The following is a 25467-nucleotide window of genomic DNA, read 5'->3' on the forward strand; positions in this document are numbered from 1 at the left end:
GCGATTGGCGAGCGCAGGTGACTGCAATACAGGTGACTGCGGCATAGCCATGGACCTGCGGACGCGACCGCGACCATCGGCGAGTGCAGGCAATCGCAGTGCACGCGACCACAGTGCAGTGATCGTCAGGCGCAGGCAATCGCGGTGCGGGCGAATGCGGCATGGCGATCGGTGAAGGGAGGCGATCGCAGCGCAAGCAATCGCAGCGCAGTGCAGTACAGCGATCGGTGAGCGCAGGTGATCGCGGTCCTGGTGACTGCGGCACGGTGATCGGGAGGGCAGGCAATCGCAATGCAGGCGATTGCAGCACAGCGATCGACGAGCGGAGACAACCCGATCGACGCGCGGAGGCAACCGCGGCCTTGCCATCGACGAGCGCAAGCAAACGCAGTGCAGGCCGCGGCATAGCGATCGACTGCAAACCCGCGATGTCGCAACGCCGATGCCGCGACCGGAAGGCCGATGCCGCAACGCGGACACCGCGGCGCGAAGGTGGACACCGCTACGCCGATTCCGCGACGCGAAGGCGGTGCCGCAACGCCGATGCCGCAACGCCGATGCCGCGACGCGAAGGCGGACACCGCAACGCCGGCATCGCAACGCGGAGGCTGGAACCGCACGCACCAACGGGCGCGCCCACCATCACCCCGCCACGGCGCAACAGTTCGTCAGCCACCGGCCCAATCGCCGCATTGCCTTGACTGCAGGGCAAATGCCGCCGTGTCGCGAGTCCGAAGTGGAAATTACCGCGCCGCGCGCGCACGTCGCGGTAACCACGTCGCACCGAGTTGCCGTTGTCGTGGACTTGTCACGTCAGCCGTATCGCATAGTCGGGCAACTGTGTCGCCGACCCCGCGATGCGGCGACCTAGTGCCGTGCGAAATCGCCACCTCGGCCTCGTGCCATTTCCGGCTGCCACCTCGAAATCAGCTGTTCGCAACCGTCGTCGCGAATCCGCCGCCTCGGATCGCCGTGGGCGTACTGCGTATGCGTTTGTCTCAATCGCTCGCAGCAAACACGCTGTCTCAACCTCGCGCCGCTGTGAACCCACCGCTGTGAACACACCGCGCACCAAGAGATTCAGCCTTCACGAGTCATCGAACACGCTCCTTCCTCGAATTCTTTCGCCTGCCACCGAGCCGTTGTCCATGGTAGCGAACAATCGAACATCCATTCGGCACTCAATTGGGTGAACCAATCCACGGAACTCGGCTACCCTCAGCTCTGTCTTGGCCGCCGAGAACCCCGTCCGCAGCAACGCGGGCGGGGTTTGGGCGCGGAATCAGCAGAAGTCAGTCGCGGTTAGCGAAGAAAGCGCGAATGTCGCCGGCGAGGAGGTCGGGGCGTTCCATCGCCGCGAAGTGTCCGCCTTCCTCGAAGCGGCTCCAGTGCACGATGTTGGTGTTGTCGCGTTCGGCGAAGGTCTTGATGGTCTGGAAGTCGTCCTTGAACACCGCCACTCCGGTGCGCGCGTCGCTCACGCGCGGTTCGGCCTGTGCGCGGGCGTTCTCCAGGTAGCTGCGGCTCATCCCGGAAGCGGCGTTGGCGAACCAGTTCACGCTCACCTCGAGCAGGATGGTTTCCAGCGGGACAAGGGAAGTCCCGTTGCCGAAGGAGTTGAACAGCTCGCTGTAGGCGAGTAATCCGATCGGGGAGTCACTGAGGCCAACGGAAACCGTCTGGGGGCGCGAGGCGTTCATCGTGTTGTAGCCACCGACTGATTGAAACCATTGCATGTGCGCGAGGCCGGCGTGGTCGGCGGGTTCGAGGCGTTCGAACTCCGCCGGGTCGCCGGACGGGAACGAGAACAGCTGCAGGACGTGCAGGCCGAGGAAACCGTCCGGGTTCAGCAGGCCGAGTTCCCGGGCGACCATCGCGCCGTTGTCCGAGCCGTGGATTCCGTAGCTCTCGTACCCGAGGCCGCGCATCAGGCGGTCGTACGCGGCGGCGACGCGGGCGACTGTCCAGCCGGCTTCGGCGACGGGCTGGGAGAAGCCGTAGCCGGGTGCGTCGGGGATGACGACGTCGAAGGCGTCCTCGGCGCGGCCGCCGTGCGCGACCGGGTCGACCAGGCGGTCGATCAGGTCGAGGTAGTCGACCGACGAGCCGGGGTAGGTGTGCGCGAGCAGCAGCGGCGTCGCGCCGGGGTGGGCGGAGCGGACGTGGATGAAGTGGAACGTCTGGCCGTCGATCTCGGTGGTGAAGTGCGGGACGGAGTTGATCCGCGCTTCGGCGGCGCGCCAGTCGAAGGTCCGCCACGCTTCGAGCGCCGTGCGCAGGTAGGCGTTCGGGGTGCCGGCGTCCCAGTCGTCGGTCGGCGACGGCTGCGGCAGGCGGGTGCGGGCGAGGCGGTCGTGGAGGTCCGAGAGTTCGGCGTCGGTGACCTCGACGGTGAAGGGGCGGAGGGTGAGGGAGGCGGTTGCGTTCGTCATGAGAAAGACACTAGGAGGCTATTAGGCTAGATTACTTCCTAATAGAACAAGGAGTTTCGATGGCCGATCCGACGGCGCGGTTGCTGGCGCTGCTCGCCCTCCTCCAGACCGCCGCTGGACGGAGCGGCAGGGAGCTGTCCGAGCGACTGGGCGTCTCGGCCCGGACGATCCGGAGCGACGTCGAACGGCTGCGTGACCTGGGCTATCCCGTCGAGGCGACGCGCGGCAACGTCGGTGGCTACCGGCTCGGCTCGGGCGGGAAGCTGCCGCCGCTCCTGCTCGACGACGAGGAAGCGGTGGCGGTGACCGTCGGGCTGCGGGCCGCGGCGGGCATTTCCGGGATCGAGGAAGCCGGTACGCGGGCGCTCGCGAAGCTCGAACAGGTCCTGCCGTCGCGGCTGCGTCCGACGGTCGACGCGCTGCGCTCCACGATCGACCGCGGTCCGGAGAACACCGGCACCGACGCGCCCGATCCGGAGGTCGACGCCGCCGTCCTGCAGGAGGTCGCGCGGGCGATCCGGCACGTCGAATGGCTCCGGTTCGACTACGCGGACGAGCTGCGGCTGGTCGAGCCGTACCGGTTGCTCAGCTGGCAGCGGCGCTGGCACCTGGTCGCCCGCGACCCGCGGGACGGCAGCTGGGCGACCTACCGCGTCGATCTGATGCAGCCGCGGATGCCGACGCGCCGCCGGTTCGAGCCGAATCCCTTGCCTGGCGGGGATTACACCGCCTTCGCGATGCGCACGATCGTGGCGAGCGGGTGGATCGTGCACGCGCGCCTGCGCATCGACGCACCGGCGGACAAGGTGCTGGCGCGGATCAACCCGACGGTCGGCGTCGTCGAACCCATTGACGACAACCACTGCGTGCTGGTCACCGGCGCGGACAGTTTGGACACCGTGGCTGTCTACATTGGAATGCTAATGATGGACTTCACCGTCGAGTCACCGCCGGAACTGATTCCGTTGCTGCAGTTGCTGTCCGAACGCTACGCGCGGGCCGTCGCGGGCAGCTGATTCACTTGCCGCGCCGGGCGATCCACGCGGCGGCCTGGGTGCGGCGCTGCATGCCGAGCTTCGCGAGCACGGACGTCACGTAGTTCTTCACCGTTTTCTCGGCGAGGAAAAGACGTTCGGCGATCTCGCGGTTCGACAACCCCTGTCCGATCAGCTCCAGGACGTCGCGCTCGCGGTCGGTCAGGGCGGCCAGTTCGTCGGTCGGCGGATGGCGCAGTTTGTCGAGCACGCGAGCGGTGCTGACCGGGTCGAGCAGCGACCGGCCGGCGGCGACCTCGCGGACCGCGTTCACCACGTCCTGGCCGCGGACCTGCTTGAGCAGATAGCCCGAGGCGCCCGCCATGATCGCGCCGACCATGGCTTCCTCGTCGTCGAACGCGGTGAGCATGAGGCAAGCCGGCGGATTCGGCTTGGACCGCAGTTCGCGGCAGAGCGTGATGCCGTCGCCGTCCCCGAGCCGGACATCGACGACCGCGACGTCCGGCTCGACGTGCATGGCCACCGCGAGCGCCTCTTCGACGCTCCCGGCCTCGGCGACCACTTCCAGGTCGGCCTCGTCGCTGAGCAGGTCGCGCAGGCCCCGCCGGACGAGTTCGTGGTCGTCTACGAGCAGCACCTGGATCGGCATATCTCCAGGTTACGGGCCGTGAGGCGGTTCGTCTGCCGGTGGTGCCGCACGACACCAGGAGTCACCGCTCGCAGGCGATTCCGTCTCCGTCGCGGTCCAGGGCGGGGCGGTAGCCCGGGTCGCCGCGGTGCAGCGGCGCGACCCCCGCAGCCTTCGCGGCCGCGCAGTTCTTGTAGTACGCGCTGCTCGGCTGCTCAGGTTCCGGCGCGTCCTCGACCGGCGGCGGGGCGGGTTGCTCGGACGTGCGCGGCGCGGGAGGCGGCGCGGGCGCTTCCTTCGGAGGAGCCGGGGGCGGGACCGGCGTCGGCGCGGTGATCACGCCTTTGCACGGTTCCGCCCACAATCCCGTCGCAGCTTGCTGGGCCGCATTCGCCGCGTTGCGCAGCGAATCGGAGATGACATTGCCCGCCAGCCGGGCATATCCGGAGGAGAGCGCGGCGGTCGCGTAATCGGTGCCGTCGCTCAAGGCCAATGCGACGCCGTCGGTGGTGTCCGCGGTGATCTTCACCGCCGCGCCAGTGAGCTTGTTGTTGGCCCAAATCGCGGTTTCGCTCGCGTAGCAGTTGTTGCCGGTCGCCACTTCGAGTCCGAGGATGTGCACGGTGCGATGGCTGCCGTCGGAACCGGTCAGTTCGATGTTGGCGGCGTCGGTGATTTTGCCGACGGTGTAGGTCACCGGTACTGGGGTGGCCGAGGTGGTTGCCGAAGTCGGGGGCGGAGCGGCCGGTGCGGCGACCGGCTCCGGAGTCGGCGCCGACTTTCCGAAAACCGCGCCAAGAAGAAAAAGAACCGCGAAGACGCTGAGCACCGCCGTCAGCCAGGCCGGGAATTTCAGCCGGGGACGCGACGGCGGCGCGGGCGTGGAGTGCATTCGGAATTCCTCTTCCTGAGGCGGGTGCCGAATGGTGTTCGCAAAACCGGCGGCAAGTGTTACGCGGCCGGCAGCAAGAACTAAGAAGACGTCACGGATCCGTCACAAAGGCAGCGTTTCCCGTTCCGCTTGTGACGATTCGCTCGCTGCTCGCGATGGACAAGGGAACTGCCCAGGAGAAAGCGCATCCACGATGGCCGAGCTGATCGAACGACTGTCCCTGTCCTCGCGCGGGCGGGTGCCCGCGAGCGGCACGGAATTCACCGCGCTCGACGTGAAGACGACCGGACTGCACACCGGCCGGGTCCTGGAGGTCGCCGCGATCCGGTTCCGCGGGGACGGAACGTTTCTCGGCGAGTTCGCGACGGTCGTCGCCGCGGACGCGAGCCGGCGCAACCCGCACCGCATCACCGCGGCCGAACTGGCGGACGCGCCGGCCTTGAGCGGCATCCTCGGCCGGTTGTTCGAACTGTGCCAGGGCGCGGTCCTCGTGGCGCACGACCTGTCCTCGGTGGAAGGGCTCCTCACCGAGATCGGCCAGCTGGGCGTCCGGCTGCCGCGACTGCCAGCGATCTCGCTCAAGGACACCGCGCAGGCGGCGTTGCCCCTGCCCAACTACCGCCTCGCCACCATCGCGCGCGCCTTCGGCATCGAGGACTTTCCTGGCTACCTGGCCGAACCGGCCGCCCGGGCATGCGCGCAGGCGATGCTCGCGCTCGTCGGTACGCACGGGTTGCGGTTGGCGCAGCCGGTGCGTTTTCCGGAACTGCCGTGGTACGCGGGCAATGCGGCGACCCTGCGCCGGACGGTGGCCGGTGCGGAGACGGGCTGGATGGCCGAGGCGGTGGACCGCGTTCCCGCGGGCGCCTGGGGACCAGTCGCGCAGGCTTACCTCGACCTGCTCGCCGAGGCGGTCGGCGACCAGTTCCTGACCGACGAGGAGGTCTGGGCGCTCGCCGACCTCGCCGCCGAAGCCGGGATGGCCGCGGCGGAGGTGCAGCGGATCCACACCGGCTTCATCGCCGAACTGCGCCGGGTCGCGGAGGCCGACGGGGTCGTGACTTCCGCCGAATACCGCGAACTGCGGCAGGTCGCGGACGCGCTGGGCGCGTTGGAAGTGGTGGTGGACCTCAAGGTCACCGCTACCGGGGACAAGCCGACGCGAGTCCTGGTGCTCGGTACGACGGCGGACGCGGACCAGCTGCGGGCGCGGGTGCTGTCCGAAGGGTTCCAGCTCGCGAAGAACCTCACGGGTTCGGTCACGCACCTGGCGTACGACTCGGGAGTGCGCGACTCCGAACCGCGGCTTTCCCGGGCGCTCGAACTCGGTGCGCACGTCGCGCGGCTCGACGAGGCCGCCGTGCTGCTGGGCTTCGCCCCAGCTCCGCAGCCGAGGCACCAGAAAGCACCGTCGAGCAGCGGGCACCTGGTCGGGCGGGTGCTGATGGGCCTCGGGCTGGTCCTGATGGTCCTCACGGTCGCCGCGATGTTCGGCGGGGCTGGGCTCGGGCCGGGGATCGTGCTGGCCGTTTTCGCCGTCGGTGCGCTGGTCGGCGGCTGGTACCTCGACGAGACGAAGCGCGCGACGGCCGGGTCAGCGGGCTAGCGGAGGGAACCTCTTCTCGTTCCGGTCCACCTTCGCGTTCGCCGCTTCCAGCAGGTCGATCCCCAGCACGTCCGCCAGCCGGACCAGGTACAGCATCACGTCGGCGATTTCGTCCTGGACGTTGAACTCCTGTTCCGGGTCCGAGCGCCAGTTCGCGGCCTCCTCCGGCGTCAGCCACTGGAACAGGGCGGTCAGCTCGCCGACCTCGCCGGACAGGGCCATCGTCAGGTTTTTCGGGGTGTGGAACGGTTCCCAGTCCCGGGCGGCGGCGAAGTCGCGGAGGCGCTGGGCGAGGTCGTCTAGGGTCACTGGACCTGACTATCACGCGCGGTGCTCACCTGGGGTGTCCGGGTTGGGCCGAAAAGAGTACGCCGTTGGCCCACACGCTGGTTACCGGCCATACGGCAGACTGTTCGCGTGAGCGTCCCCGACCCGGTCGAGTACACCGCCAAAATCGGTGCGGTTCTCGATACTGTGCGGCGGCTGCTCGACTCCGGCAGCCGCGCTGATCTCGCGCCGCTCGCCCGGCGCGCGGTGGACGACATCGTGGGCATGCTCGAACAGCACGGCGATCTCGCCGGGGACCTTCAGGTGCGGCTCGACCAGGCGGTCGCCCTGTACGCGCGGGCTTGTGCGGCTCGGCCGCCGGATCCGGAGCAGCTCGCGGACTGGGTGCTGGAGGCGGCGTTCAGCGGACGGGCGGTCGCGGTGGCCGATTTCGCGGCGGCGCTCGGGGACGCCGGGCTCGCGCGGATGAAGTCCATTGTGGACGAAATCGCGAACGAACCGGGCGAGAAGCACGAGATCGCGCAGCGGCTGCGCGAGGAAATCGCGGAGGCCAGCGGGGACGTGGACGGGCTGGTCGCCATTCTCGCGGCCAAACCGCCTCGGGTGGACGTCAGTCTCAAGATCGTCCGGGTGTTGCGGGCGGCGGGGCGGCACAGTGAGGCGATCGCGTACGCGGCGCGAGTGCTGACTCCACAGCGGACAGAGAAACCGCGGGCAGTGAAACCGCCGCGAGCAGAGAAACCGCCGCAGGCAGAGAAGTCGCGGCAGGCGGAAAAGCCACCGAAGGCGGAAAAGCCGCAGCGAAAAGAAACACCCCAGCAGAAAGAAGCACCGCCGAAAGAGGAACACTCCATCCCGGAGTACCGCGAGCGGATCGAGCAGCTGATCGCCCAAAAGGAAGCCAGCGCGTACCAGGAAGCCGCGCAGTGCCTCAAAAAGCTGCGCACCCTCCACAAACAAGCGGGCACGGCGGAGGAGTTCACCGGCTACGTCGCCGAGCTGGTGAACGTCCACCGCCGCAAGACCCGATTGCTCGCGGAGATCCGGTCGGCCCGGATCGCGCTTCCGAAGGGCTAGATCTCGGCCAGTGCGGCGCGGTAGGCGTCCAGGTCGTAGTCCAGCTGGTCTTCTTCCTCGGTTTCGGTCAACTGTCCTTCGAGGACGGACACCAGGCGGTCGAGGACGTCGGCGCGGGAAAGGTCCTGCCGCAGCAGGTTCTGCGCGGCGGTCCACACCTCGGCGGGCTCGTCGTCCCACAGCTGGTCCACAATGGACGTCTCAAGGGCGAGCCGGAGGCCGTCCGCGCCGTCGAATTCTTCCGCGGCCAGCGATTCGTGGTATTCCGGGTGCGCGCCGATCACCAGCAGGCGGCGCTGTTCCGGGTCGCCCGGGTCGAGGTCGGTCAGTTCCTCGTCACCGATCACTGTGGACAGTTCGGGCACCGCGAAACGACGGCGCGCCACCACTTCCAGGGCTTCCTCGGCGGATTCGGTGCCGTCGAGGTAGTCGCTGAAGTCGTCTTCCTCGTCGTCGTCCGAGAGGTATTCGCCGAGGTATTCGGTGACCTCTTCCAGCAGCGCGGCCGTGGCCACTTCGGACAGTCCGGCGCGAGCCGCGGCCCAGCCGGCCCAGGACAGCACGACCGGCGCGACGGCGTCCTCGTCTTCCAGCTCGTATTCGCCGTCCAGCAAGGATTCGAGGAACCGGGCCAGCTTCTCCGGGCCGACGCGCAGCGGGTTCGCCGGTTCCGCCCGGCAGCCGTGGTCGACCAGCAGGCCGGCGATTTCGCGGGCGGCGTCGGCGTCCGGCAGGTTCGTGTCGGCGAGGAACTGGGCGACCGCTTCGTCGCGCTGCGCGGCGGTCCACTCGGCGACCGGCGGGGCCTGCGAAGGCTCCGGCAGCGAACGCGCCCAGGTCAGCGCGATGGCGTGGAACCGGGCGTAGTCCTCGCCGACGTCCGGTTCGTCCAGCGCGTCCGTGGCCGCGATCCCGGACACCAGCAGCCGGTGCGCGTCGGCGGGCTCGATTTTCTCCAGCACGACCAGTTCGCCGTCTTCCTCGACCTGCGAGCGCATTTCGGCGAGCACCTCGTGCGGCTCCTCGATGACCACCAGGTCGCGCACCCGGCCGCCCTCGGTGAAGTCCAGCAGCGCGAGCAGGCCGAGCGAATGGTCGCCGCGGGAAAAGACGCACAACACCGACGACTCGTCGCCGTAGACGTCCCCGGTGCGCCAGCATTCGCCGACGCTGACCTGCCCGACCTCGGCGGCCCACTCCGGCTCCGGAATGCCGCGGCCGAGCACGACGCCCAGCGCCTCGGCCGCCGCCGCGCGCTCCTCTTCGGACTCGGCCAGCACCTTCAGCGCGGCCAGCAGCGCCGCCGCGCCGGGCGTGATCTTGCGCTGGGCGAACGCGATCAGCTCGAGTCCGAGCTGGCTTTCCGGCTCGTCCTCCACGACGACGTCCCGCCACTGCCCGACGACCTCGGAACCCAGCAGCTCGATGTCGAACGGACCGGGCTCGGCCGCGACCGCGGAGAAGTCCCGCAGCACGTCCTTGAACAGACCGTTGACGCTGGGGGCGGTGGGGAGGGAACTCTTCTTGCGCGCGCGGCTCACCGGACTCATGCCGCACATCTTGCCTGGGCCCGAAGGCGCGGCATCAGCTGGTCGGCTCCGCCGTGCCGCGTGCCTTCACGCGCCGTTCGCGCAGCGCGTCGTCGAAGTCGACGACGAACGCCCCCGCGGCCATCGCGACCAGCAGCGTCAATCCCAATACCGCGCCGACCCAGGTCAGGACGATAGTCAACATCGTGGCCTCCTTCGCAGGTCAAGTGCGACATCCTGCTGCTCTCAGGGTCGCTTGCGGACGGAGGTGCGGGTATCGGCCAAGTGGTTACGAAGACGCTGGCCGATCGGTCAATTACCCGGCCCTCTGTGCAGGGACGGGACTTCCGAGGCGCGTGTGGGTGAACTCAGAGCTTCCGCAGCCGAACCCGGTTGATCGCGTGGTCGGCGTCCTTGCGGAGCACGAGCGTCGCCCGGGGACGCGTCGGCTTGATGTTCTCCATGAGGTTCGGCTCGTTGATGGTGCGCCACAGGTGCCGTGCTTCTTCGCGGGCCTCGTCGTCGGGCAGGCCGGCGAAGTGGTGGAAGTGCGAGGCGGGGTCGGCGAACGCGGTGTGCCGCAGCTTCAGGAACCGCTCGACGTACCAGTGCTCGATGTCGTCGATGTGCGCGTCGACGTAAATCGAGAAGTCGAACAGGTCCGAAACCGTCAGGCTCGGGCCGGGCTGCAGGACGTTCAGCCCCTCGATGATGAGGATGTCCGGCCGCTCCACGACCTGTTCCTGGTCCGGGAGGATGTCGTAGGCCAGGTGCGAGTACACCGGCGCGGACACCCGCTCGGCCCCGGACTTCACCTCGGTGACGAACCGCAGCAGCGCGCGCCGGTCGTAGCTTTCCGGGAAACCCTTGCGGTGCATGATCCCGCGCCGCGTCAGCTCCGCGCGCGAGTAGAGGAACCCGTCGGTCGTCACGAGGTCGACGCGCGGGTGGTCGGGCCAGCGGGCGAGCAGGGTGCGCAGGATGCGGGCGGTGGTCGATTTGCCGACCGCGACGCTGCCCGCGATGCCGATCACGAACGGAGCTTTGGTGTTGCGGCAGTCCTCGCCGAGAAATGTCGTGGTGGCCTCGTACAGTTGCTGCCGGGCCTTCACCTGGAGATTGATCAACCGCGAAAGCGGCAGGTACACGTCGGCGACCTCGGCGAGATCGATTTGCTCCCCGAGTCCGCGGAGCCGGACCAGCTCGTCCGCGGTCAGCGGCAGCGGAGTGGAGCTGCGCAGCTCCCGCCACTGTTCCCGATGCAGCTCTACATAAGGGCTGAGTTCACGGACCCGTGTGGGCATCGCACACTCCTCGGCCGTCGCCTGCGCTGGCTCCGTCTGCGCTACTTCCGTAACGCCGTATCAACGGTAGGGCTTACCGCGCGTGAACGCGCTGTGATGTGATGCACGCACCCCCGGGCGGGCAAGGATTCGATCACCGAAGGTGACCGTTGCTCCCGAAAACTTCCTGCCACGCGGCGGCGACCTGACGGGCGCACGCAGCCGGGGACACCCCGCCGACGCCGGTGCCGAGACCGGGCATCGCGATCGTCCGCACGGCCGAGGCGACCGGACCGGAATCCAGCTGCCCGCGCTGCCACTGCAGGAACACCGCGCGCGCCGCGAGGTACGGGTGGACGGTGTCGACGGGCAGCCGCTCGCCGGGTTCGCGCATGGTCGGCGCGCTGATCAGCCACGCCGGTTCGGATTCGCCGGTCGGGACGATCACCGATTCGCCGATCGGCAGCTCACCGCCGTAAGAAGCCAGCACCGCGCTGCGCACGCTCTGCTCGATGCCGGGGAACGCCCGCGCGTAGACCGCGTCGATCCCGCCGCGCATCCAGCCGTAGGAGTTGGCCGGGCTGACCACCGCCTGCGCGGCGATGTCGAGCACCGAACCGCGGTGCACCCGGACGGAGCCGCCGAAGTCCGCCACGGCGGACGTCCACGCCGCGGCGAGCGGTTCATCGACGGCGCACAGCACCAATTCCGGCGTTCGGGGAGAACCCGGCGAACCGGCTTCCCCGTGCCCGGCGTGTGTGCCTGAGTCGGCGGTCACCGTTCCAGCATGGCAAAAAACGCCACCCGGCGTAACCGGTTTAGCCACCGGCTGTCCGAGTGAAAAGCGCCACGCACGCGGTCGCTAGCCTGACGTTCGTGTTGCGGATCGCGTATTTCGGCCCTCAGGGCACGTTCACCGAGCAGGCCGCCCGCGCGCTCGCGCCGGGCGAGGACCTGACCCCCTACGAGACCGTCCGGCTGGCGCTGCAGGCCGTCCGCGACGGAGCGGCGGACGCCGCGTGCGTGCCCATCGAGAACTCGGTCGAGGGCGTGGTGCCCGCGACGCTCGACGGGCTCAGCGACGGGGACCCGCTCGTCGCCACGGCCGAGACGATCCTGCCCATCCACTTCAGCGTGCTCAAACGGCCCGGCAGCGGCGAAATCCGCACCGTCGCGAGCCATCCGCACGCGCTCGCCCAGGTGCGCGAGTGGCTGGAGGCGAACCTGCCGGACGCCACCCCGGTCGCCTCGTCGTCCACCGCCGCGGCGGCGGTCGGCGTGGTCGAGGGCGATTTCGACGCGGCTGTCTCCGCCCCGGTCGCCATCGAGCACTACCCGCTCGAGGAGCTGGCCACCGGCGTCGCCGACGTCCGCGACGCGCAGACCCGGTTCCTGATGGTGCGCCGCCCCGGCGAACTGCCCGCGCCCACCGGAGCCGACCGCACGTCGATCGTCGCGGCCGCGGTCAACCGCACCGGGACGCTGTCCGACCTGCTGGTCGAACTGGCCGGCCGCGGGATCAACCTGACCCGGATCGACGCCCGGCCGACCCGCAACAACTTCGGCGAGTACCGCTTTTTCATCGACTTCGAGGGACACATCGCCGAACCTAGGATCATCGACGCGATGACCGCCCTGCGCCGCCGCTCTCACCTGCGCTTTCTCGGTTCGCACCCGCGCGCGGACCAGGTCGCGGCCACCATCGAGGAAGGCGCCGGGAACCAGGATTTCCTCGACGCGCAGGCGTGGGTCGACGCGGTTTTGAAGGGAGAGGGCGCGTGAGGCTGCTGCTGGTCCGGCACGGACAGACCGAAGGCAACGTCCGCCGCGCGCTGGACACCGCGTTGCCCGGCCCGCCGCTCACCGAACTCGGCCGCGAGCAGGCCGCGGCACTCGCCGAACAGCTGAAGGCCGAGCCGATCGTGGCGGTGTACGCGTCGGAAGCGGTGCGTGCGCAGCAGACCGCGGCCCCGCTGGCCGAGGCGTTCGGCTTCGACGTGCAGGTGATCGAGGGCGTCAAGGAGGTCGACGCGGGCGATCTCGAAGGCAACACGGACCTGGACTCGATCGGCGTCTACCTGCGCGTGGTGAAGGCGTGGACGGAGGGCGATCTGGACGTCTCGATCCCCGGCGGCGAGACCGGCAGGCAGGTGCGCGACCGGATGCTCGGCGCGGCGGCCGAGCTGCGGGCCAAACACGAGGAAACCTCGCCGGACGGCGTGGTCGTGCTGGTCAGCCACGGCGGCGCGATCCGGCTCGCCGGGGAATGGCTGGCCTCGAACGTGCCCGCCGAGCTGGCGAACGAGGCCCTGATCCCGAACACGAAGTTCGTCGAGCTGGAAGCCCGCCCCGGTGGCTGGGAGTGCCTGCGCTGGGTCGACACCCGCCTTTCGTGAGCGGTCGATCACTCGTGCGGGGAAACGCTGAGTGAAGCCGGGTCCGGTGGGGAACTCACCGGATGCGGAGCAACCCCGTCCGGACCTGGCACGTCCTCCGGATGAAGGTTTCACCCAGATCGGCGTTCACCAGCACAGCGAGGCGAGTGAGATGGCAAACACGAAGAAACCGTGGATTTCCCTGGTCTTCCTGTCCGCAGTGGGTGCGTCGGGGGCGCTGCTGCTTTCCGCGTGCGGCCAGGGCGCACCCGCCGCGAGCGGGCCGGCGAGTTCGGACACCCCGTCGAGCAGCCCGATGTCGTCGGCCTCGTCCGCCGCGTCGTCCGCTCCGTCTTCCGCGTCGTCCGCGCCGAGCGGCGGCACCGCACCGGCCGAGAAACCGCCCGCCGACAACGGCCTGTGCAAGGCGGGCGACGTGTCGCTGTCGCTGGGCAGCGGCGACGCCGGCGCGGGCTCGCAGTACCGGCCGCTGCTGATCAAGAACACCAGCAGCCAGCCGTGCACCATCCAGGGCTTCCCCGGCGTGTCCTACGTCGGCGGCGAAAACGGCGCCCAGATCGGCCAGCCCGCCCAGCGCGACGGGGCCAAGGGCGATCCGGTGAAGCTGGCTCCCGGCCAGACCGCCGCGGCCGACCTGCAGTTCGCGCAGGTGCGCAACTTCGACCCGGGCGTCTGCAAGCCGACGCCGGTGAAGGGCCTGCGCGTGTACCTGCCGCAGGAGACCGCGTCGAAGTTCGTGCCGCTGGACGGCACCGGCTGCGCGGGCACGAACATCCCGGGCAAGCAGCTCGGCGTGAAGACCGTGCACAAGGTCTGACCGGGCGCTCTGCGCGGGAAGCTCAGCCTCGCGCGCAGAGCTGTTCCGCTTGGACCACCGCGGCCTGTCCGTCGCGGTTGTCGAAGCGGCTGCTGAGCACCATCTTGTTCACCGCTTCGAGGCTTTTGGCCAGCGGCTGGTAGTTGCCGTCGAAGGTCGCCGCCGCCTTGGCCAGCTCCATCGCGCCGGTCACGCGGTGCACCGCGTCGTCGGACATCCGGGTGAACTGCGCCGCGTCGACGCCGCCGGTCGTGTCCGGGATGTGCCCGGCGCGAGCGAACGCGGCGCAGGCGGCCGCGGCGTCGACGTTCGCTCCGGCGCGCTGACCGGACAGCCCCCACAGCAGTCCGAGCACGCATCCGCCGAGCACGAACCCGGCGACCGCGGCGAGGACGAGCGGACGGCGGGCGGCAGGAGGCGGCGGCTCAAGGCCGGTGTCGCGGTCGTCGTCCGGCAGCGGCGGAGTGTCGAGCGCAGTCATCACGTACCTCCGGGCAGCCGGGGTGAGGTGCTATTCCAGCACCAAAACCGCGCCGGATCACTGCTGCGAGCGGACTCCGTCGCCGGTCGAAGCCGTTTTGTCATCGAGCGGGCGTCCGCGCAGCGCGAACAGTGCATAACCGGTCACGAACAGCAGCAGCACGCCGGACGCGGTGAAGGTGTCGCCCGCCGAACCGAGCAGCTTCGTGAGCAACCCGCCGAGCAGCGCGCCGAGCGGAATCGCGCCCCAGACGACGGTGCGCCAGACCCCGAGCACGCGGCCGAGCAGCTCGCCCGGCACCAGCGTGTGGCGCGCGGTCGCGAGCACGACGTTCACCGCCACCACCGCCGCCGCGAACACGCCGAACAGCACCGCGGACACCACCGGCTGGCGGATCAGGCCCATGCCGCCGAAGCCGAGCGCGCAGAACAGCACGCCGCCGACCAGGACCGTCCGCCGTCCGACGCGCCGGACCAGCCGCGGCGTCAACCCGGCCCCGAGCAGGCCGCCGGCCCCGCCGACGAAGGCGAAAGCGCCGAACGTGGCGTCGGACAAATGCAGGTCTTCCAGCGCGTAGAGCACCAGCTGGGCCTGGGCCAGCTCGCTGATCAGACTGAGCAGACCGGCGATCGCGAGCAGCCGCAGCAGCAGCGAATGCTTCCTTAGCCAGCGGAAACCGTCCGCGAAATCCGCCCGGATGTGTGACTTGGTTTCCTGCCGCGGCCGGTAGCTGCCCGCCATGCCCAGCAGCACCGCGGCGCCGACCGCGAACCCGACCGACGAGAGCAGGAACGGGAAGACCGCGAACATGGCGAAGGTGGCGCTGCCGACCGGACCGCCGAGGAACGTCTGGCCGACGATCTCGCACGCCTGCAGCTTGCTGTTCGCGCTCTCCAGCCGGTCGGCCTCGACCAGCGCGGGCGGCAGCACGTTCGCCGCGCTCTCCGCGACCGTCTCCGCGATGCCCACGAGCAGCGACGCGACGTAGATCGTCCAGATCTGCACGGTGCCGAAGGCGAGCAGCGCGACAACGGCGGCGACCACGAGCGCGCGCATCGCGTTCGCGGCGACCATCGCCCTCTTGCGGTCGATCCGGTCGACGAGCGTGCCGGCCGGGATGGCGAACAGCAGCCACGGAAGGAACTGCACCGCCGACAGCGCGGCGATCTCCACCGGATCGCGCGTCAGCGTGGTGGCCAGCAGCGGGAAGGCGACCTTGGCGATGCCGTCGGCGAGATTCGACGTGCCGCTCGACGCGAGCAGCCAGCGCAGCCGGCTGTCCGTCTGACGATGCGACACGAACCACCTCACGAGGAAGAAAACGCCCTGGTGAGGCCAGTCTAGGGAGAACTGCGGCGTTCGGTGACGCTTTGGTGACTTTCGGTGGTTTCCGTGGTGGCGGCCCGATGTTGATCAGGGAACAGCACCGGGGTCTCGCGGCCGGGGCGGGATTCCGCCGGGATCAGCCCCAGCCGAGTTCGTGCAGCCGCTCGTCGTCGATGCCGAAGTGGTGGCCGAGTTCGTGCATCACGGTGATCAGCACTTCCTCGACCACGTCGTCCTCGGTGTCGCAGATTTCGAGGATCGGCTCGCGGTAGATGGAGATCCGGTCCGGGAGCGCCCCGCTGTAGTGGCTGGTGCGCTCGGTGAGCGCGATGCCGTGGTAGAGCCCGAGGATGTCCGGGGCTTCCTCGTTGAACTCCTCGACCAGCACCACGACGTTGTCCATCGCCGCGGCGAACTCCGCGGGCACCTGGTCGAGCGCGTCGGACACGAGTTCCTCGAACCGCGCCTGGCTCATCTCGACGGGCACTGCTCAGTTCCCGCCCGAACCGGAACTCGGCGGCGGGCTCTGCTGCTGGCCCGACGAACCGGAGGACCCGCTCTTCACGCTGCCGGTGACCGCCTGGAACCCGCTGCCGTCCTGCAGCGTGGCCGCGACCTTGCAGTTGACCTTGGTGGACCCGGCGTCCCAGCTCTCCTGCTCGCGCGAGTCCCAGCCCAGGATGAGCTTCTTCGAGGACAGATCGGTGCTGCCGGTGTAGTCCTTCGCGGCCTTGTTGCACTCGGTGTCGAGCCAGGACTTCTGGTCGTCGAGCTTCGGGTAGCCGTCCTTGAAATGCGAGGCGAGGTCGAGCGTCGCGATGATCTCGTAGGAATGCGGCTTGCCGCAGTCGACCGGGTCGCCGACGCCCTTGCCGACCAGCGCGAGGCAGGTGCCCGGGGCCCACACCATCGACTGGTCCTGGGTCTTCGCCGGGCCGGTGGTGGGCTGCAGGGCTCCGCCCGGACCGGCGAACTGCAGACCGCAGCGCAGTTGGCGGTCGCCCTGGGACCACTGCGCCGCGGTCGGCCGCAGCAGGTTGGTGGTGAGCTTGCCGTACGGGTCGAGCGGGTGGCCGAGATACGGGCGCACGTCGGCGTTGCACTGCTGCTGCGCGATGTCCTGCCACTGGTCGAGGCTCGGGAACGGAGCCTGCTGCGGGTACTTCGCGCCGATGTCGACCACGCTGGTGACCTCGAACAGGTGCGCCTCGGTGCACGGCACCTGGTGCGCGTCCGAGGCGTCCTTGGCGTTCCAGGTCAGGCAGGTGCCCGGCGGCGAGTGGAACGCCTGCTGGGCGGCCTCGCTGAGCTTGCCCTCCCCGCCGCCCGCGCCGCCGCCGGCGAGCGTGTCGGTCCAGGAGAAGGCGACGCTCAAGGCCAGCGCGATGACGGCACCGAAGAACACCCCGGCCATCACCACGCGGGTGGTCAGGGTCTGCATACGCGAAGGGAACCGCTCCGAGCGTTGAGACATCGATACCCATGATGCCCGCGCCGCATGAACCGCGCGTGTGCCGGGTCGATTAGGGTGGAACGCGGGGTTTGCAGTGCTGGGGGATTACGGAGCGCACATGACGCAAGACGACAACAGCGGCGTGCAGCCGACCGAGGAGCCGAAGAAGCCGGGCTCGATGCGTTTCCAGGACGCGAACACGCAGCCGCGGCAGCCCTCGGTGGCCGAACAACGGGCCCGCAAGCAGGCCATCGCCGACCAGGAACGCGAACGGCAGGAAGCCCTCGCGGCACAGGAGGCGGCGGACGCGAAGGCGGCCACCAAACGCAAGATCCTGATCGGCGGCGGGGTCACCGTCGGTCTCGTCGGGCTGGTCGCGACGTTCTACACGATCGCGAAGCCCGCCGAGGTCACCGCATCCTGCGTCTCGTCCGACGGGGTCATCCAGGACGACAAGTACTGCTCTGAGGACTACGCGCTCGCCAACCACGGGCACTACAGCGGCGGGTTCTGGTTCATCCCGCTGCCGGGTGGCCACGGGTACACCCAGTACCGCTACAACTACGGCGGCACCGGGAACATCGGCCAGCACGTGTCCGGCGGCAGCTACACCGCGCCGTCGGGCAACACCAACGTCACGACCAAGTCGGGCACCAGCGTCCAGCGCGGCGGGTTCGGCATCAGCGGCAAGAGCGGCACCTCCGGAGGCACCGGCGGGACCGGCAAGAGCGGAGGCTCGTAGGTGTATCGGGACCGGCGGGAACCGCGCCGCGACTGGCAGCGGATCGTCGAAGAGCAGGGCCTGGTCTACGGCACCCCGGCGCGCGACGGCACCGGCAAGCCCCGGCCGTACTGGGACGAATCGGTGCACTACGTCTTCGACATGGACGAGGTGCTCTCGCTCGAGGCGGACGTCGAACTGCTGCATTCGATGTGCCTGGAGGCCGTCGACAACGTCGTGACCACCGAGCAGTACCACCGCTTCGGCATCCCGGAATGGGTGTGGCCGCACATCGCGGAGTCGTGGAAGCGGCAGGACCCGCACGTCTACGGCCGCTTCGACCTGCGCTACGACGGCAAATCGCCGGCCAAGCTGCTGGAGTACAACGCGGACACGCCGACCACGCTGCTCGAGGCGTCGCTGCTGCAGTGGCACTGGAAGACCGACGTCTTCCCCGAAGACGACCAGTGGAACTCCATCCACGAGAAGCTGGTGGAGCGCTGGGAGGAGATCGGCGGCAAGCTGCCGTCGAACGAACTGCATTTCACCTGGTCCGCGGCCGATCCGAGCGGCGAGGACCACGTGACCACGGCGTACCTGCAGGAAACCGCGGCCGAGGCCGGGCTCGACACGGTCGGGCTCGCGATCGAGGAGATCGGCTGGGACCCGGTGCTCAAGCGGTTCGTCGATCTCGCCGAGGCGCAGATGTCCACGGTGGTGAAGCTGTACCCGTGGGAATGGGTCGTCGACGAGGAGTTCGGCAAGTTCGCGGTGGAGACCATGCCGCGCACGCTGTGGGTCGAACCGCTGTGGAAGATGCTCCTGTCGAACAAGACGCTGCTCGCCGTGCTGTGGGAGAACTACCCCGGGCATCCGAACCTGCTGCCCGCGTTCGCGGACGACCCCGGCCTGCTCACCGAGTACGTGCGCAAGCCGAAGCTCGGCCGCGAGGGCGCGAACGTGCAGATCGTGGCCACCGGGTACGAAACGCAGACGGACGGCGTCTACGGCGCGGAGGGCTACGTCTACCAGGCGTTCGACCCGCTGCCCGAATTCGACGGCTACCGGCCCGCGCTCGGCGCGTGGATCGTCGGGGACTCCTCGGCGGGGCTGGGCATCCGCGAGACCAGCGGTTTGGTCACCGACGACGGCGCGGCGTTTGTGCCGCATCGGATCCCGGAGTCGTGATACAACCCTGGATGTCCGATTCCACCGGCTGAATTGGCCATCCAGGGAGACCCCGTGACCTCGACGCTCGCGCTGCCCGCAACGTTCGGTTCCGACCTCGTGCGCGGCATCGGCGCGATCCTGCTGTACGGCATCGTCGGACTGCTGCTGATGTTCGCCGGCTTCTACGCGATCGACTTCACCACGCCGGGCAAGCTGTCGAAGCTCGTCACCCGCGGGCTGCCGAACGCGGTGATCGTGACCGCGTCCGGGCTGCTGTCGATGGCGTTCATCGTGGTCGTGGCGATCTACAGCTCGGCGAGCGACCTGACCGCCGGGCTGATCACGTCGCTGGTCTACGGCCTGCTTGGGGTCATCGTGCAGGTGCTGGCGGTGCGGCTGCTGGAGTGGGCGACCCGGATCGACGTCGGGTCCACGATCCAGAGCGAGAAGTTCGCGCCGGCGAGCATCGTCGTCGCGGCGGCGCACCTCGGGCTCGGACTGGTCGTCGCGGTAGCGATTTCCTAGCGTTCGCGCACTGCCGCGCGGTCCCGTTCCCACTAACGTGGGAACCGTGCGACTCCTCAGGACGCCGGAAGACCGGTTCGCGGACCTGCCCGATTTCGCCTTCGAACCTCAGTACACCGACCTGTCCGACCCGGACGGCGGGCTGATCAGAGTCGGCTACGTCGAGGCCGGTCCCGCCGACGGACCGCCGGTCCTGCTCCTGCACGGGGAGCCGAGCTGGTCGTTCCTCTACCGGAAAATGCTCCCGGTGCTCGCCGACGCCGGACTGCGGGCGATCGCGCCGGACCTGGTCGGCTTCGGCCGGTCGGACAAGCCCGCGGAGATCGCCGACCACAGCTACGCGCGGCACGTCGAGTGGATGCGCCGGTTCTCGTTCGACGTCCTCGGGCTCGAAGGGGTCACGCTGGTCGGGCAGGACTGGGGCGGGCTGATCGGGCTGCGCCTGGTTGCCGAGAACCCGGGACGGTTCGCCGGGGTGGTCGCGGCCAACACCGGGCTGCCGACCGGGGACGTGGACATGCCGCCGGTGTGGCACAAGTTCCGGGAAGCGGTGGAGGGCGCGCAGATCCTGGACGTCGGGCGGTGCGTGCAGTCCGGCTGCCGGAGCGCGTTGCCGGAGGACGTCCGGGCCGCTTACGACGCGCCGTTCCCGAACGAGATGTACAAGGCCGGGCCGCGGGCGATGCCGGGGCTGGTGCCGACGCGGCCGGACGATCCGGCGTCGGAGGCCAACCGGACGGCCTGGGCGACCTTGACGGAACTGGACGTGCCGTTCCTGTGCGCGTTTTCGGACGGCGATCCGATCACCGGCGCGATGGGACCGATTCTGCAGCGGTCGATGCGGGGCGCGGCTGGTCTGGACCACCCGACGGTGGCCGGGGCCGGGCACTTCCTGCAGGAGGACGCGGGGGAGGTGCTCGCCGAGCACGTGGCGCGGTTCGTGCGGCGGTGAGCCATGGCCGTGCGGGACGGGTTTCCGCACGGCTTTCCGGGCCGCGGGGTCAGGACAGAAAGGCCGCGGCCAGCCGGGGCAGCCTGCGCCGCATCTCGTCGGCGTCCTCGTAGTCGAACTCCCAGTCCGGGTCCAGCGGCGGGTACCGGACGGTGAACGAGTCCGCCGGAAGATCCTCTCCGGTCGCGTCGATGTGCGCGCTCGACGCGATGCCCAGGGCTGCTTCGCATTCCAGTTCCTCGCCGTCCGCTGCGGCCTCGCGCGCCGCGGGCAGTCCGGCCAGTTCGTCCGGGGCGGCCACGATCCGCTCGAAGACTTCCCGGCCCTGCAGGACCAGCCAGCCGCGGAAGTAGTCGAAGCCGTCGTCGGAGCAGCCGCCGTTGACCAGGTAGGCGGCTGCCCACAGCGGCGCGCGGTAGGAGTCGGCCAGGAGGTCCCAGACGATCTGCTGGGCGGCCACGATCTCCTCCCGCGGCCGCGCGGCGAGCAAGGCGCAGGCTTGTTCGGCTACGTCGTAGCTGTCTTCCGGGGCGGAGGCTTGGCCGCGTGCCTCGTCGATCAGGGCCCAGAACTGTTCGGTGTTCACGAGCACGGATCTTCGCACCGGGGTACGACAAAACCGGTGGGGCGAGCGGTCAGGACAGCGCGGCCAGCGAGTCGAGCAGGATCTGCAGGCCCTCGTCGGCTTCGGCTTCGGTGAGCGTCATCGGCGGCCCGATCCGCAGGACGTTTTTGTGCAGACCGCCCTTTCCGATGAGCAGACCGCGCTTTTTCGTTTCTTCCAGCATTTGCTTGGCGGCAACGGTATTCGGCGTCGTCGTGCCGGGTTCGACCAGCTCGACGCCGATCATCAAGCCCTTGCCGCGGACTTCGCCGACGTACGGGCTGTTCGCCGCTCGCAGGCCGCGCAGCAACTGGTCGCCGCGGGCCTTGCAGTTCGCTTGCAGGTCGTGGTCGTCGATGTAGTCCAGGACGGCCAGCGCGCCCTGCATGGACACCGGATTGCCGCCGAAGGTGGAGAACGACTCGGCTTTGAAACAGTCCATGATCTCGCCGCGGGCGACCACGCCGCCGACCGCCAGGCCGTTCCCGAGGCCCTTGGCGAAGGTCATCATGTCCGGCACCACGTCGTGCGCCTGGATGCCCCAGTAGTGGTCGCCGGTGCGGCCCCAGCCGGTCTGGACCTCGTCGGAGACGAACAGGATGCCGTGCTCGTCCAGTACCTCCTTCATCGCCTTGAACAGCCCGTCCGGCGGGGAACTGAAGCCGCCGACGCCCTGGATCGGCTCGGCGATCAGGCAGGCGACGTCGCCCGCGGTGGCGGTTTCCAGGAGTTCCACCAGGTCGGCGACGCAGGCGTCGACGTAAGCCGCGTCGGGGAGGTCGCGGAAGGGGCTGCGGTAGCGGTAGCCGCCGTGGACGTAGTTGACCTTGACCGGGCTCAGCGACGACGCGGACCAGCCGCGGTTGCCGGTGATCGCGACCGTGCCGAACGACCGGCCGTGGTACGAGTTCCGCATCGCCAGCACCTGGTTGCTGCGGCGGTACTGGGTGGCGAGCATCAGCGCGGTGTCGTTGGCCTCGCTGCCGGAGTTGGTGAAGAACACCTTCGCGTCCGGGATGCCGGAGCGTTCCGCGATCCGTTCGGCCAGTTCCACCTGGGAGCGGATCAGGTACAGGGTCGAGGTGTGCAGGACGCCGGTGTCCAACTGCTTGCGGACCGCGTCGCTGATCGCGGGGACGTCGTAGCCCATCGCGTTGGTGAGCACGCCGGCGAAGAAGTCGAGGTAGGTGCGGCCGGTGGAATCGGTGAGCCGGCGATCCTGCGCGTGCACGATTTCGATCGGCTCGTCGTACAGCAGGGACATCCAGGACGGGAGCACCGCGCGGTGGCGCGCGAGCAGGTCGTCGGTCATGTGAGTTCCCTCCGCTCCGGGTTCTAGCGAGTATGGGGAGCGCGGGAAACGGGCGACAACGATCAGACTGTCGGGTTGTCTTCGGGGCGCCGCACAGTGTGTACGGGAAACCGCGTCGAAGTCGTGGCTGGCCTGCGACTACCCTTCTGTCCGTGATTGACCCCAGGACTCTGCGCGAAGACCCGGAAGCCGTGCGCGCGTCGCAGCGTGCCCGTGGCGAGGACGAGGGAGTGGTCGACAAGCTGCTCGACCTCGACACGCGCCGCCGCTCTGCGATCGCGACCGCCGACAAGCTGCGGGCCGAGCAGAAGTCCGTGTCCAAGCAGGTGCCGAAGGCCTCCCCGGAGGACAAGCCCGCCCTGCTCGCCCGGGCCAAGGACCTGTCGGCGCAGGTCAAGGCCGCGGAGGTCGAGCAGAACGAGGCCTCCGAGGAGTTCGACCAGCTGTTCCGCGTCCTGCCGAACCTGGTGCACCCGGACGCGCCGATCGGCGGCGAGGACGACTTCGCGGTGCTGAAGACCGTCGGCGAGGTGCCGACGTTCGACTTCGCCCCGCGCGACCACCTCGACCTGATGGAAGGCCTCGGCGCGCTCGACATGGAGCGCGGCGCGAAGGTGTCGGGCTCGCGGTTCTACTTCCTGTCCGGCGTCGGCGCGCAGCTGCAGCTCGCGCTGCTGAACATGGCCGTGGCGCGCGCGACCGCGAACGGCTTCACGCCAATGATCACGCCGTCGCTGGTCCGCCCGGAGATCATGGCGGGCACCGGCTTCCTCGGCGCGCACTCGTCGGAGGTGTACCGCCTGCGCGACGACGACCTGTACCTGGTCGGCACGTCGGAGGTCCCGCTCGCGGGCTACCACTCGGACGAGATCCTCGACCTCAGCGCCGGTCCGCGCCGCTACGCCGGCTGGTCGTCGTGTTACCGCCGCGAGGCCGGGTCGTACGGCAAGGACACCCGCGGCATCATCCGGGTGCACCAGTTCGACAAGGTCGAGATGTTCGTCTTCGCCAAGCCGGAGGACGCCGAGGCCGAGCACGAGCGGCTGCTGGGCTGGGAAGAGGACATGCTCGCCGCGATCGAGGTCCCGTACCGGGTCATCGACACCGCGACCGGCGACCTCGGCACGTCCGCCTACCGCAAGTACGACTGCGAGGCGTGGGTCCCGACGCAGGAGACCTACCGCGAGCTGACCTCGACGTCCAACTGCACGACGTTCCAGGCCCGGCGCTTGTCCGTGCGCTACCGCGACGACAACGGCAAACCGCAGACGGCCGCCACGCTGAATGGCACGCTGGCGACCACGCGCTGGATCGTCGCGATCGTGGAGAACCACCAGCAGCCCGACGGTTCGGTCCGGGTGCCGGTGGCGCTGCGTCCGTTCCTCGGCGGGCTCGAGGTGCTGGAACCGGTCAAGCGCTGAACTTCGCGAAGGCGAGACAACCTCAGATGGAATCCGACAGAGTCCTGGTCCCTGCTCTGCGCAAGGCCGGTGCGCTGGCGACCGTGGACTACGCGCTGGCGTTCGCGGTGCTCGCGACCGCAGGCTGGCTGCTCTTCACGGCCGAAAAGGGGACGCACGCGTCGTTCCGGTTCGGGCTGATCTCGATCGGCGGCGCGGCGTTCTGCCTCGTCGTCAACGGGGTCATGCTGGTCCGCGGGCGCGATCGGCGGCCGATGTTCCGGTCGGCGGACGCGCAGTTCCTCGCGACGCTTCGCCAAGGCGCGCTGCGGATCTGGCTGTTCGGGCTGCTGCTCGCGGCGATCGGCTCCGGCGTCATTCTGCTGGTGCCGAACTCGCATCCGTTCCGTCCGCAGGTGAGCGGCCGCTGGGATCTCCGCGCTCGTCGTGCGCCGTGCGGTGCCGAAGCCGTGAATGCCGGGTTGTTCCTTCCCGTTCCGCGAGTGCGGAACCGCACTGGTCAGTAGGGTGCGGAGCGGAGGAGGCAGCTGATGAGGTTCAAGGGAGCGGCGGTCGCCCTGGCGGCGGTCGCGACGCTGCTCGCCGGGTGCACGCAGCAGGTGAGCGGCGTGGCTTCGCCGGTGCCGGGGCAGGGGCCGGTCACGCCGGTCGTCGACCCGTGCACCCTGCTCGACGCGCAGCAGCTAGCCGGGCTCGGCTACCAGCCGCAGGGCAGGTTGGTCAAGGCGCGCAAGGAACAGCGCGCGCCGGCGATGTGCCTGTGGACCGCGACGGACACCGAGCACACGATCGTCATGTCCGTCGGCTGGTCGGTGGACCTGAGCCTCGACGACTACCTCCAGGGCGCCCTCAAGAAGGCCGACCCGGTGCAGCTCGGCGGTTTCGCGTGGACCCGCTACGCCGGGTTCATCAGCGGAAGCTGCGACCTGTACACGACGCTCGGGCCCAAGTCGTTCGCCTTCGTGAGCGTGAACTTTTCGGACGAAGCGCAGGGGTGCGAGCGAGTGAAGAAGGCCATCCCGCAGGTCGCCGCGCATCTGCCGGGCGGGCAGCCCGCGCCGCCGATCGCGCCGAGCACGCCGCCGGAGGGCACCGCGCCGACCGGGCCGCTCGCGTCGGTCAACCCGTGTCAGCTGCTGAAACCGGAGCAGGCGCAGCAGCTGAAAATGGTGCCGAACGGCCAGCTGGACAGTTCCAAGGTCATCTCGCCCAACGTGACCTACTGCCTGTGGAAGGACACCGACGGCGACGGCGGGCAGAAGCCGTTCGAGGTCTGGGTCGGGCCGGACGTGCCGTTGAAACGCTGGCCCGGCATGGACGTCGCGCCGACCGAGCAGATCGACGTGAACGGCCGGAAATGGTCGCTGTTCCCGAACTTCAACGATTCCGGCGGCGTGATCTGCGCGGCCGGGCTCGCGGTTTCGGACACCGCGTCGATCCAGATCGTCAGCGGGCAGCTGGCCGACAAGTCCAAGGCGTGCGACGCGATCAAGGCCGGAATCCCGATGGTGTCGGGGAATCTGCCTTCTTGAACCGTCTACATCGGACTGTCGAGAAGC

27 protein-coding genes are annotated in these 25467 nt (G+C 69.3%); 13 read left to right on the plus strand and 14 right to left on the minus strand.

From position 1 onward, the window contains the following. Positions 1–1292: 1292 nt before the first annotated feature. Complete coding sequence (locus SSMG_RS39595; protein ID WP_009085779.1) at positions 1293–2432, minus strand: epoxide hydrolase family protein; 1140 nt, start codon at positions 2430–2432, stop codon at positions 1293–1295. Between the two features lie 59 nt (positions 2433–2491). Between SSMG_RS39595 and SSMG_RS39600 the strand changes: the two genes are divergently transcribed. Beyond that, complete coding sequence (locus SSMG_RS39600; RefSeq protein WP_009085781.1) at positions 2492–3448, plus strand: YafY family protein; 957 nt, start codon at positions 2492–2494, stop codon at positions 3446–3448. Between the two features lies 1 nt (position 3449). Here SSMG_RS39600 and SSMG_RS39605 read toward each other — a convergent pair whose 3' ends face one another. Then, positions 3450–4076 carry a response regulator transcription factor gene (locus tag SSMG_RS39605; RefSeq protein WP_009085782.1) on the minus strand — a complete coding sequence of 209 codons (627 nt, stop codon included), beginning with the start codon at positions 4074–4076 and terminating at the stop codon, positions 3450–3452. 61 nt (positions 4077–4137) lie between these two features. Then, the gene (locus tag SSMG_RS39610; protein WP_009085784.1) at positions 4138–4947 is read right to left on the minus strand and encodes an excalibur calcium-binding domain-containing protein; all 810 of its coding nucleotides are present in this window, start codon (positions 4945–4947) and stop codon (positions 4138–4140) included. A 193-nt stretch (positions 4948–5140) separates the two neighbouring features. Here SSMG_RS39610 and SSMG_RS39615 point away from each other — a divergent pair, with 193 nt between their 5' ends. Further along, positions 5141–6553: a DNA polymerase III subunit epsilon gene (locus tag SSMG_RS39615; RefSeq protein ID WP_086025039.1), complete on the plus strand. Its 1413-nt coding sequence runs from the start codon at positions 5141–5143 to the stop codon at positions 6551–6553. Here SSMG_RS39615 and SSMG_RS39620 read toward each other — a convergent pair. After that, a complete protein-coding gene (locus SSMG_RS39620) occupies positions 6542–6862 on the minus strand; it encodes a nucleotide pyrophosphohydrolase (protein WP_009085788.1) in 321 nt (106 codons plus the stop codon). The genes SSMG_RS39615 and SSMG_RS39620 overlap by 12 nt on opposite strands. Before the next feature lie 108 nt (positions 6863–6970). Between SSMG_RS39620 and SSMG_RS39625 the strand changes: the two genes are divergently transcribed. Beyond that, positions 6971–7918: a hypothetical protein gene (locus SSMG_RS39625; RefSeq protein WP_100267001.1), complete on the plus strand. Its 948-nt coding sequence runs from the start codon at positions 6971–6973 to the stop codon at positions 7916–7918. On the opposite strand, the gene SSMG_RS39630 is transcribed toward SSMG_RS39625, so the two are convergent. From SSMG_RS39630 to SSMG_RS39640, 4 genes are all read right to left on the minus strand, one after another. Continuing rightward, a complete protein-coding gene (locus tag SSMG_RS39630) occupies positions 7915–9468 on the minus strand; it encodes a hypothetical protein (protein ID WP_037718972.1) in 1554 nt (517 codons plus the stop codon). The two genes, SSMG_RS39625 and SSMG_RS39630, sit on opposite strands and share 4 nt — an antisense overlap. 34 nt (positions 9469–9502) lie before the next feature. Further along, a complete protein-coding gene (locus SSMG_RS46550; RefSeq protein WP_009085794.1) occupies positions 9503–9652 on the minus strand; it encodes a hypothetical protein in 150 nt (49 codons plus the stop codon). Positions 9653–9815: 163 nt separating this feature from the next. Next, on the minus strand, positions 9816–10751 hold the full coding sequence (gene coaA / locus SSMG_RS39635) for a type I pantothenate kinase (RefSeq protein ID WP_009085796.1): 936 nt from the start codon (positions 10749–10751) through the stop codon (positions 9816–9818). A 133-nt stretch (positions 10752–10884) separates the two neighbouring features. After that, complete coding sequence (locus SSMG_RS39640) at positions 10885–11508, minus strand: macro domain-containing protein (RefSeq protein WP_009085798.1); 624 nt, start codon at positions 11506–11508, stop codon at positions 10885–10887. Between the two features lie 98 nt (positions 11509–11606). Between SSMG_RS39640 and pheA the strand changes: the two genes are divergently transcribed. From pheA to SSMG_RS39655, 3 genes are all read left to right on the plus strand, one after another. After that, entirely contained in the window at positions 11607–12512 is a 906-nt protein-coding gene (gene pheA / locus SSMG_RS39645) for a prephenate dehydratase (RefSeq protein ID WP_037719099.1), read from the plus strand. Beyond that, on the plus strand, positions 12509–13126 hold the full coding sequence (locus SSMG_RS39650; RefSeq protein WP_037718974.1) for a histidine phosphatase family protein: 618 nt from the start codon (positions 12509–12511) through the stop codon (positions 13124–13126). Before pheA ends, SSMG_RS39650 begins: the two co-directional genes overlap by 4 nt. A gap of 151 nt (positions 13127–13277) precedes the next feature. Next, positions 13278–13943 (plus strand): DUF4232 domain-containing protein, encoded by a 666-nt coding sequence (locus tag SSMG_RS39655; protein ID WP_009085804.1) that lies wholly within the window; start codon positions 13278–13280, stop codon positions 13941–13943. A 22-nt stretch (positions 13944–13965) separates the two neighbouring features. Here the strand turns inward: SSMG_RS39655 and SSMG_RS39660 are convergent, their stop codons facing one another. The 4 genes from SSMG_RS39660 to SSMG_RS39675 form a co-directional block, all read right to left on the minus strand. Beyond that, the gene (locus SSMG_RS39660) at positions 13966–14424 is read right to left on the minus strand and encodes a hypothetical protein (protein ID WP_037718976.1); all 459 of its coding nucleotides are present in this window, start codon (positions 14422–14424) and stop codon (positions 13966–13968) included. Between the two features lie 57 nt (positions 14425–14481). Continuing rightward, a complete protein-coding gene (locus SSMG_RS39665) occupies positions 14482–15723 on the minus strand; it encodes an MFS transporter (protein ID WP_037718979.1) in 1242 nt (413 codons plus the stop codon). A gap of 163 nt (positions 15724–15886) precedes the next feature. After that, entirely contained in the window at positions 15887–16225 is a 339-nt protein-coding gene (locus tag SSMG_RS39670) for a metallopeptidase family protein (protein ID WP_199786459.1), read from the minus strand. Positions 16226–16240: 15 nt separating this feature from the next. Further along, positions 16241–17191 carry a septum formation family protein gene (locus tag SSMG_RS39675; protein WP_199786438.1) on the minus strand — a complete coding sequence of 317 codons (951 nt, stop codon included), beginning with the start codon at positions 17189–17191 and terminating at the stop codon, positions 16241–16243. A 130-nt stretch (positions 17192–17321) separates the two neighbouring features. Here SSMG_RS39675 and SSMG_RS39680 point away from each other — a divergent pair, with 130 nt between their 5' ends. Genes SSMG_RS39680 through SSMG_RS39695 form a run of 4 tightly spaced genes read left to right on the plus strand, consistent with a single transcriptional unit; the run spans position 17322 to position 20571 of the window. Then, positions 17322–17945, plus strand: coding sequence for a hypothetical protein (locus tag SSMG_RS39680; RefSeq protein WP_086025040.1), 624 nt, complete (start codon positions 17322–17324; stop codon positions 17943–17945). Then, entirely contained in the window at positions 17946–19112 is a 1167-nt protein-coding gene (locus SSMG_RS39685; RefSeq protein ID WP_009085817.1) for a glutathionylspermidine synthase family protein, read from the plus strand. Positions 19113–19166: 54 nt separating this feature from the next. Next, positions 19167–19619, plus strand: a complete 453-nt coding sequence (locus SSMG_RS39690) for a DUF350 domain-containing protein (protein WP_009085819.1) — start codon at positions 19167–19169, stop codon at positions 19617–19619. A gap of 46 nt (positions 19620–19665) precedes the next feature. Then, positions 19666–20571, plus strand: a complete 906-nt coding sequence (locus SSMG_RS39695) for a haloalkane dehalogenase (RefSeq protein ID WP_199786439.1) — start codon at positions 19666–19668, stop codon at positions 20569–20571. A gap of 49 nt (positions 20572–20620) precedes the next feature. On the opposite strand, the gene SSMG_RS39700 is transcribed toward SSMG_RS39695, so the two are convergent. Beyond that, a complete protein-coding gene (locus SSMG_RS39700; RefSeq protein ID WP_009085823.1) occupies positions 20621–21157 on the minus strand; it encodes a DUF4240 domain-containing protein in 537 nt (178 codons plus the stop codon). 49 nt (positions 21158–21206) lie between these two features. Further along, positions 21207–22487, minus strand: a complete 1281-nt coding sequence (locus tag SSMG_RS39705) for an aspartate aminotransferase family protein (RefSeq protein ID WP_009085825.1) — start codon at positions 22485–22487, stop codon at positions 21207–21209. 152 nt (positions 22488–22639) lie between these two features. Here SSMG_RS39705 and serS point away from each other — a divergent pair, with 152 nt between their 5' ends. From serS to SSMG_RS39720, 3 genes are read left to right on the plus strand one after another with little or no spacing between them, the layout of a single operon-like run. Further along, on the plus strand, positions 22640–23908 hold the full coding sequence (gene serS, locus SSMG_RS39710) for a serine--tRNA ligase (RefSeq protein WP_009085827.1): 1269 nt from the start codon (positions 22640–22642) through the stop codon (positions 23906–23908). Positions 23909–23934: 26 nt separating this feature from the next. Then, complete coding sequence (locus SSMG_RS39715) at positions 23935–24414, plus strand: hypothetical protein (RefSeq protein WP_009085829.1); 480 nt, start codon at positions 23935–23937, stop codon at positions 24412–24414. A gap of 24 nt (positions 24415–24438) precedes the next feature. Further along, positions 24439–25440: a DUF3558 family protein gene (locus SSMG_RS39720; RefSeq protein ID WP_009085830.1), complete on the plus strand. Its 1002-nt coding sequence runs from the start codon at positions 24439–24441 to the stop codon at positions 25438–25440. Positions 25441–25467: the final 27 nt, after the last annotated feature.

The sequence above is a fragment of the Streptomyces sp. AA4 genome, from assembly GCF_000158875.1.
Lineage (GTDB): Bacteria > Actinomycetota > Actinomycetes > Mycobacteriales > Pseudonocardiaceae > Amycolatopsis.

Bases quoted from the DNA above. Each gene is read 5' to 3' on its own strand.
- SSMG_RS39595 (WP_009085779.1), bottom strand. From the start codon at position 2,432: ATGACGAACGCAACCGCCTCCCTCACCCTCCGCCCCTTCACCGTCGAG.
- SSMG_RS39600 (WP_009085781.1), top strand. From the start codon at position 2,492: ATGGCCGATCCGACGGCGCGGTTGCTGGCGCTGCTCGCCCTCCTCCAG.
- SSMG_RS39605 (WP_009085782.1), bottom strand. From the start codon at position 4,076: ATGCCGATCCAGGTGCTGCTCGTAGACGACCACGAACTCGTCCGGCGG.
- SSMG_RS39610 (WP_009085784.1), bottom strand. From the start codon at position 4,947: ATGCACTCCACGCCCGCGCCGCCGTCGCGTCCCCGGCTGAAATTCCCG.
- SSMG_RS39615 (WP_086025039.1), top strand. From the start codon at position 5,141: ATGGCCGAGCTGATCGAACGACTGTCCCTGTCCTCGCGCGGGCGGGTG.
- SSMG_RS39630 (WP_037718972.1), bottom strand. From the start codon at position 9,468: ATGAGTCCGGTGAGCCGCGCGCGCAAGAAGAGTTCCCTCCCCACCGCC.
- SSMG_RS46550 (WP_009085794.1), bottom strand. From the start codon at position 9,652: ATGTTGACTATCGTCCTGACCTGGGTCGGCGCGGTATTGGGATTGACG.
- coaA (WP_009085796.1), bottom strand. From the start codon at position 10,751: ATGCCCACACGGGTCCGTGAACTCAGCCCTTATGTAGAGCTGCATCGG.
- SSMG_RS39655 (WP_009085804.1), top strand. From the start codon at position 13,278: ATGGCAAACACGAAGAAACCGTGGATTTCCCTGGTCTTCCTGTCCGCA.
- SSMG_RS39660 (WP_037718976.1), bottom strand. From the start codon at position 14,424: ATGACTGCGCTCGACACTCCGCCGCTGCCGGACGACGACCGCGACACC.
- SSMG_RS39670 (WP_199786459.1), bottom strand. From the start codon at position 16,225: ATGAGCCAGGCGCGGTTCGAGGAACTCGTGTCCGACGCGCTCGACCAG.
- SSMG_RS39675 (WP_199786438.1), bottom strand. From the start codon at position 17,191: ATGCAGACCCTGACCACCCGCGTGGTGATGGCCGGGGTGTTCTTCGGT.
- SSMG_RS39680 (WP_086025040.1), top strand. From the start codon at position 17,322: ATGACGCAAGACGACAACAGCGGCGTGCAGCCGACCGAGGAGCCGAAG.
- SSMG_RS39705 (WP_009085825.1), bottom strand. From the start codon at position 22,487: ATGACCGACGACCTGCTCGCGCGCCACCGCGCGGTGCTCCCGTCCTGG.
- SSMG_RS39715 (WP_009085829.1), top strand. From the start codon at position 23,935: ATGGAATCCGACAGAGTCCTGGTCCCTGCTCTGCGCAAGGCCGGTGCG.
- SSMG_RS39720 (WP_009085830.1), top strand. From the start codon at position 24,439: ATGAGGTTCAAGGGAGCGGCGGTCGCCCTGGCGGCGGTCGCGACGCTG.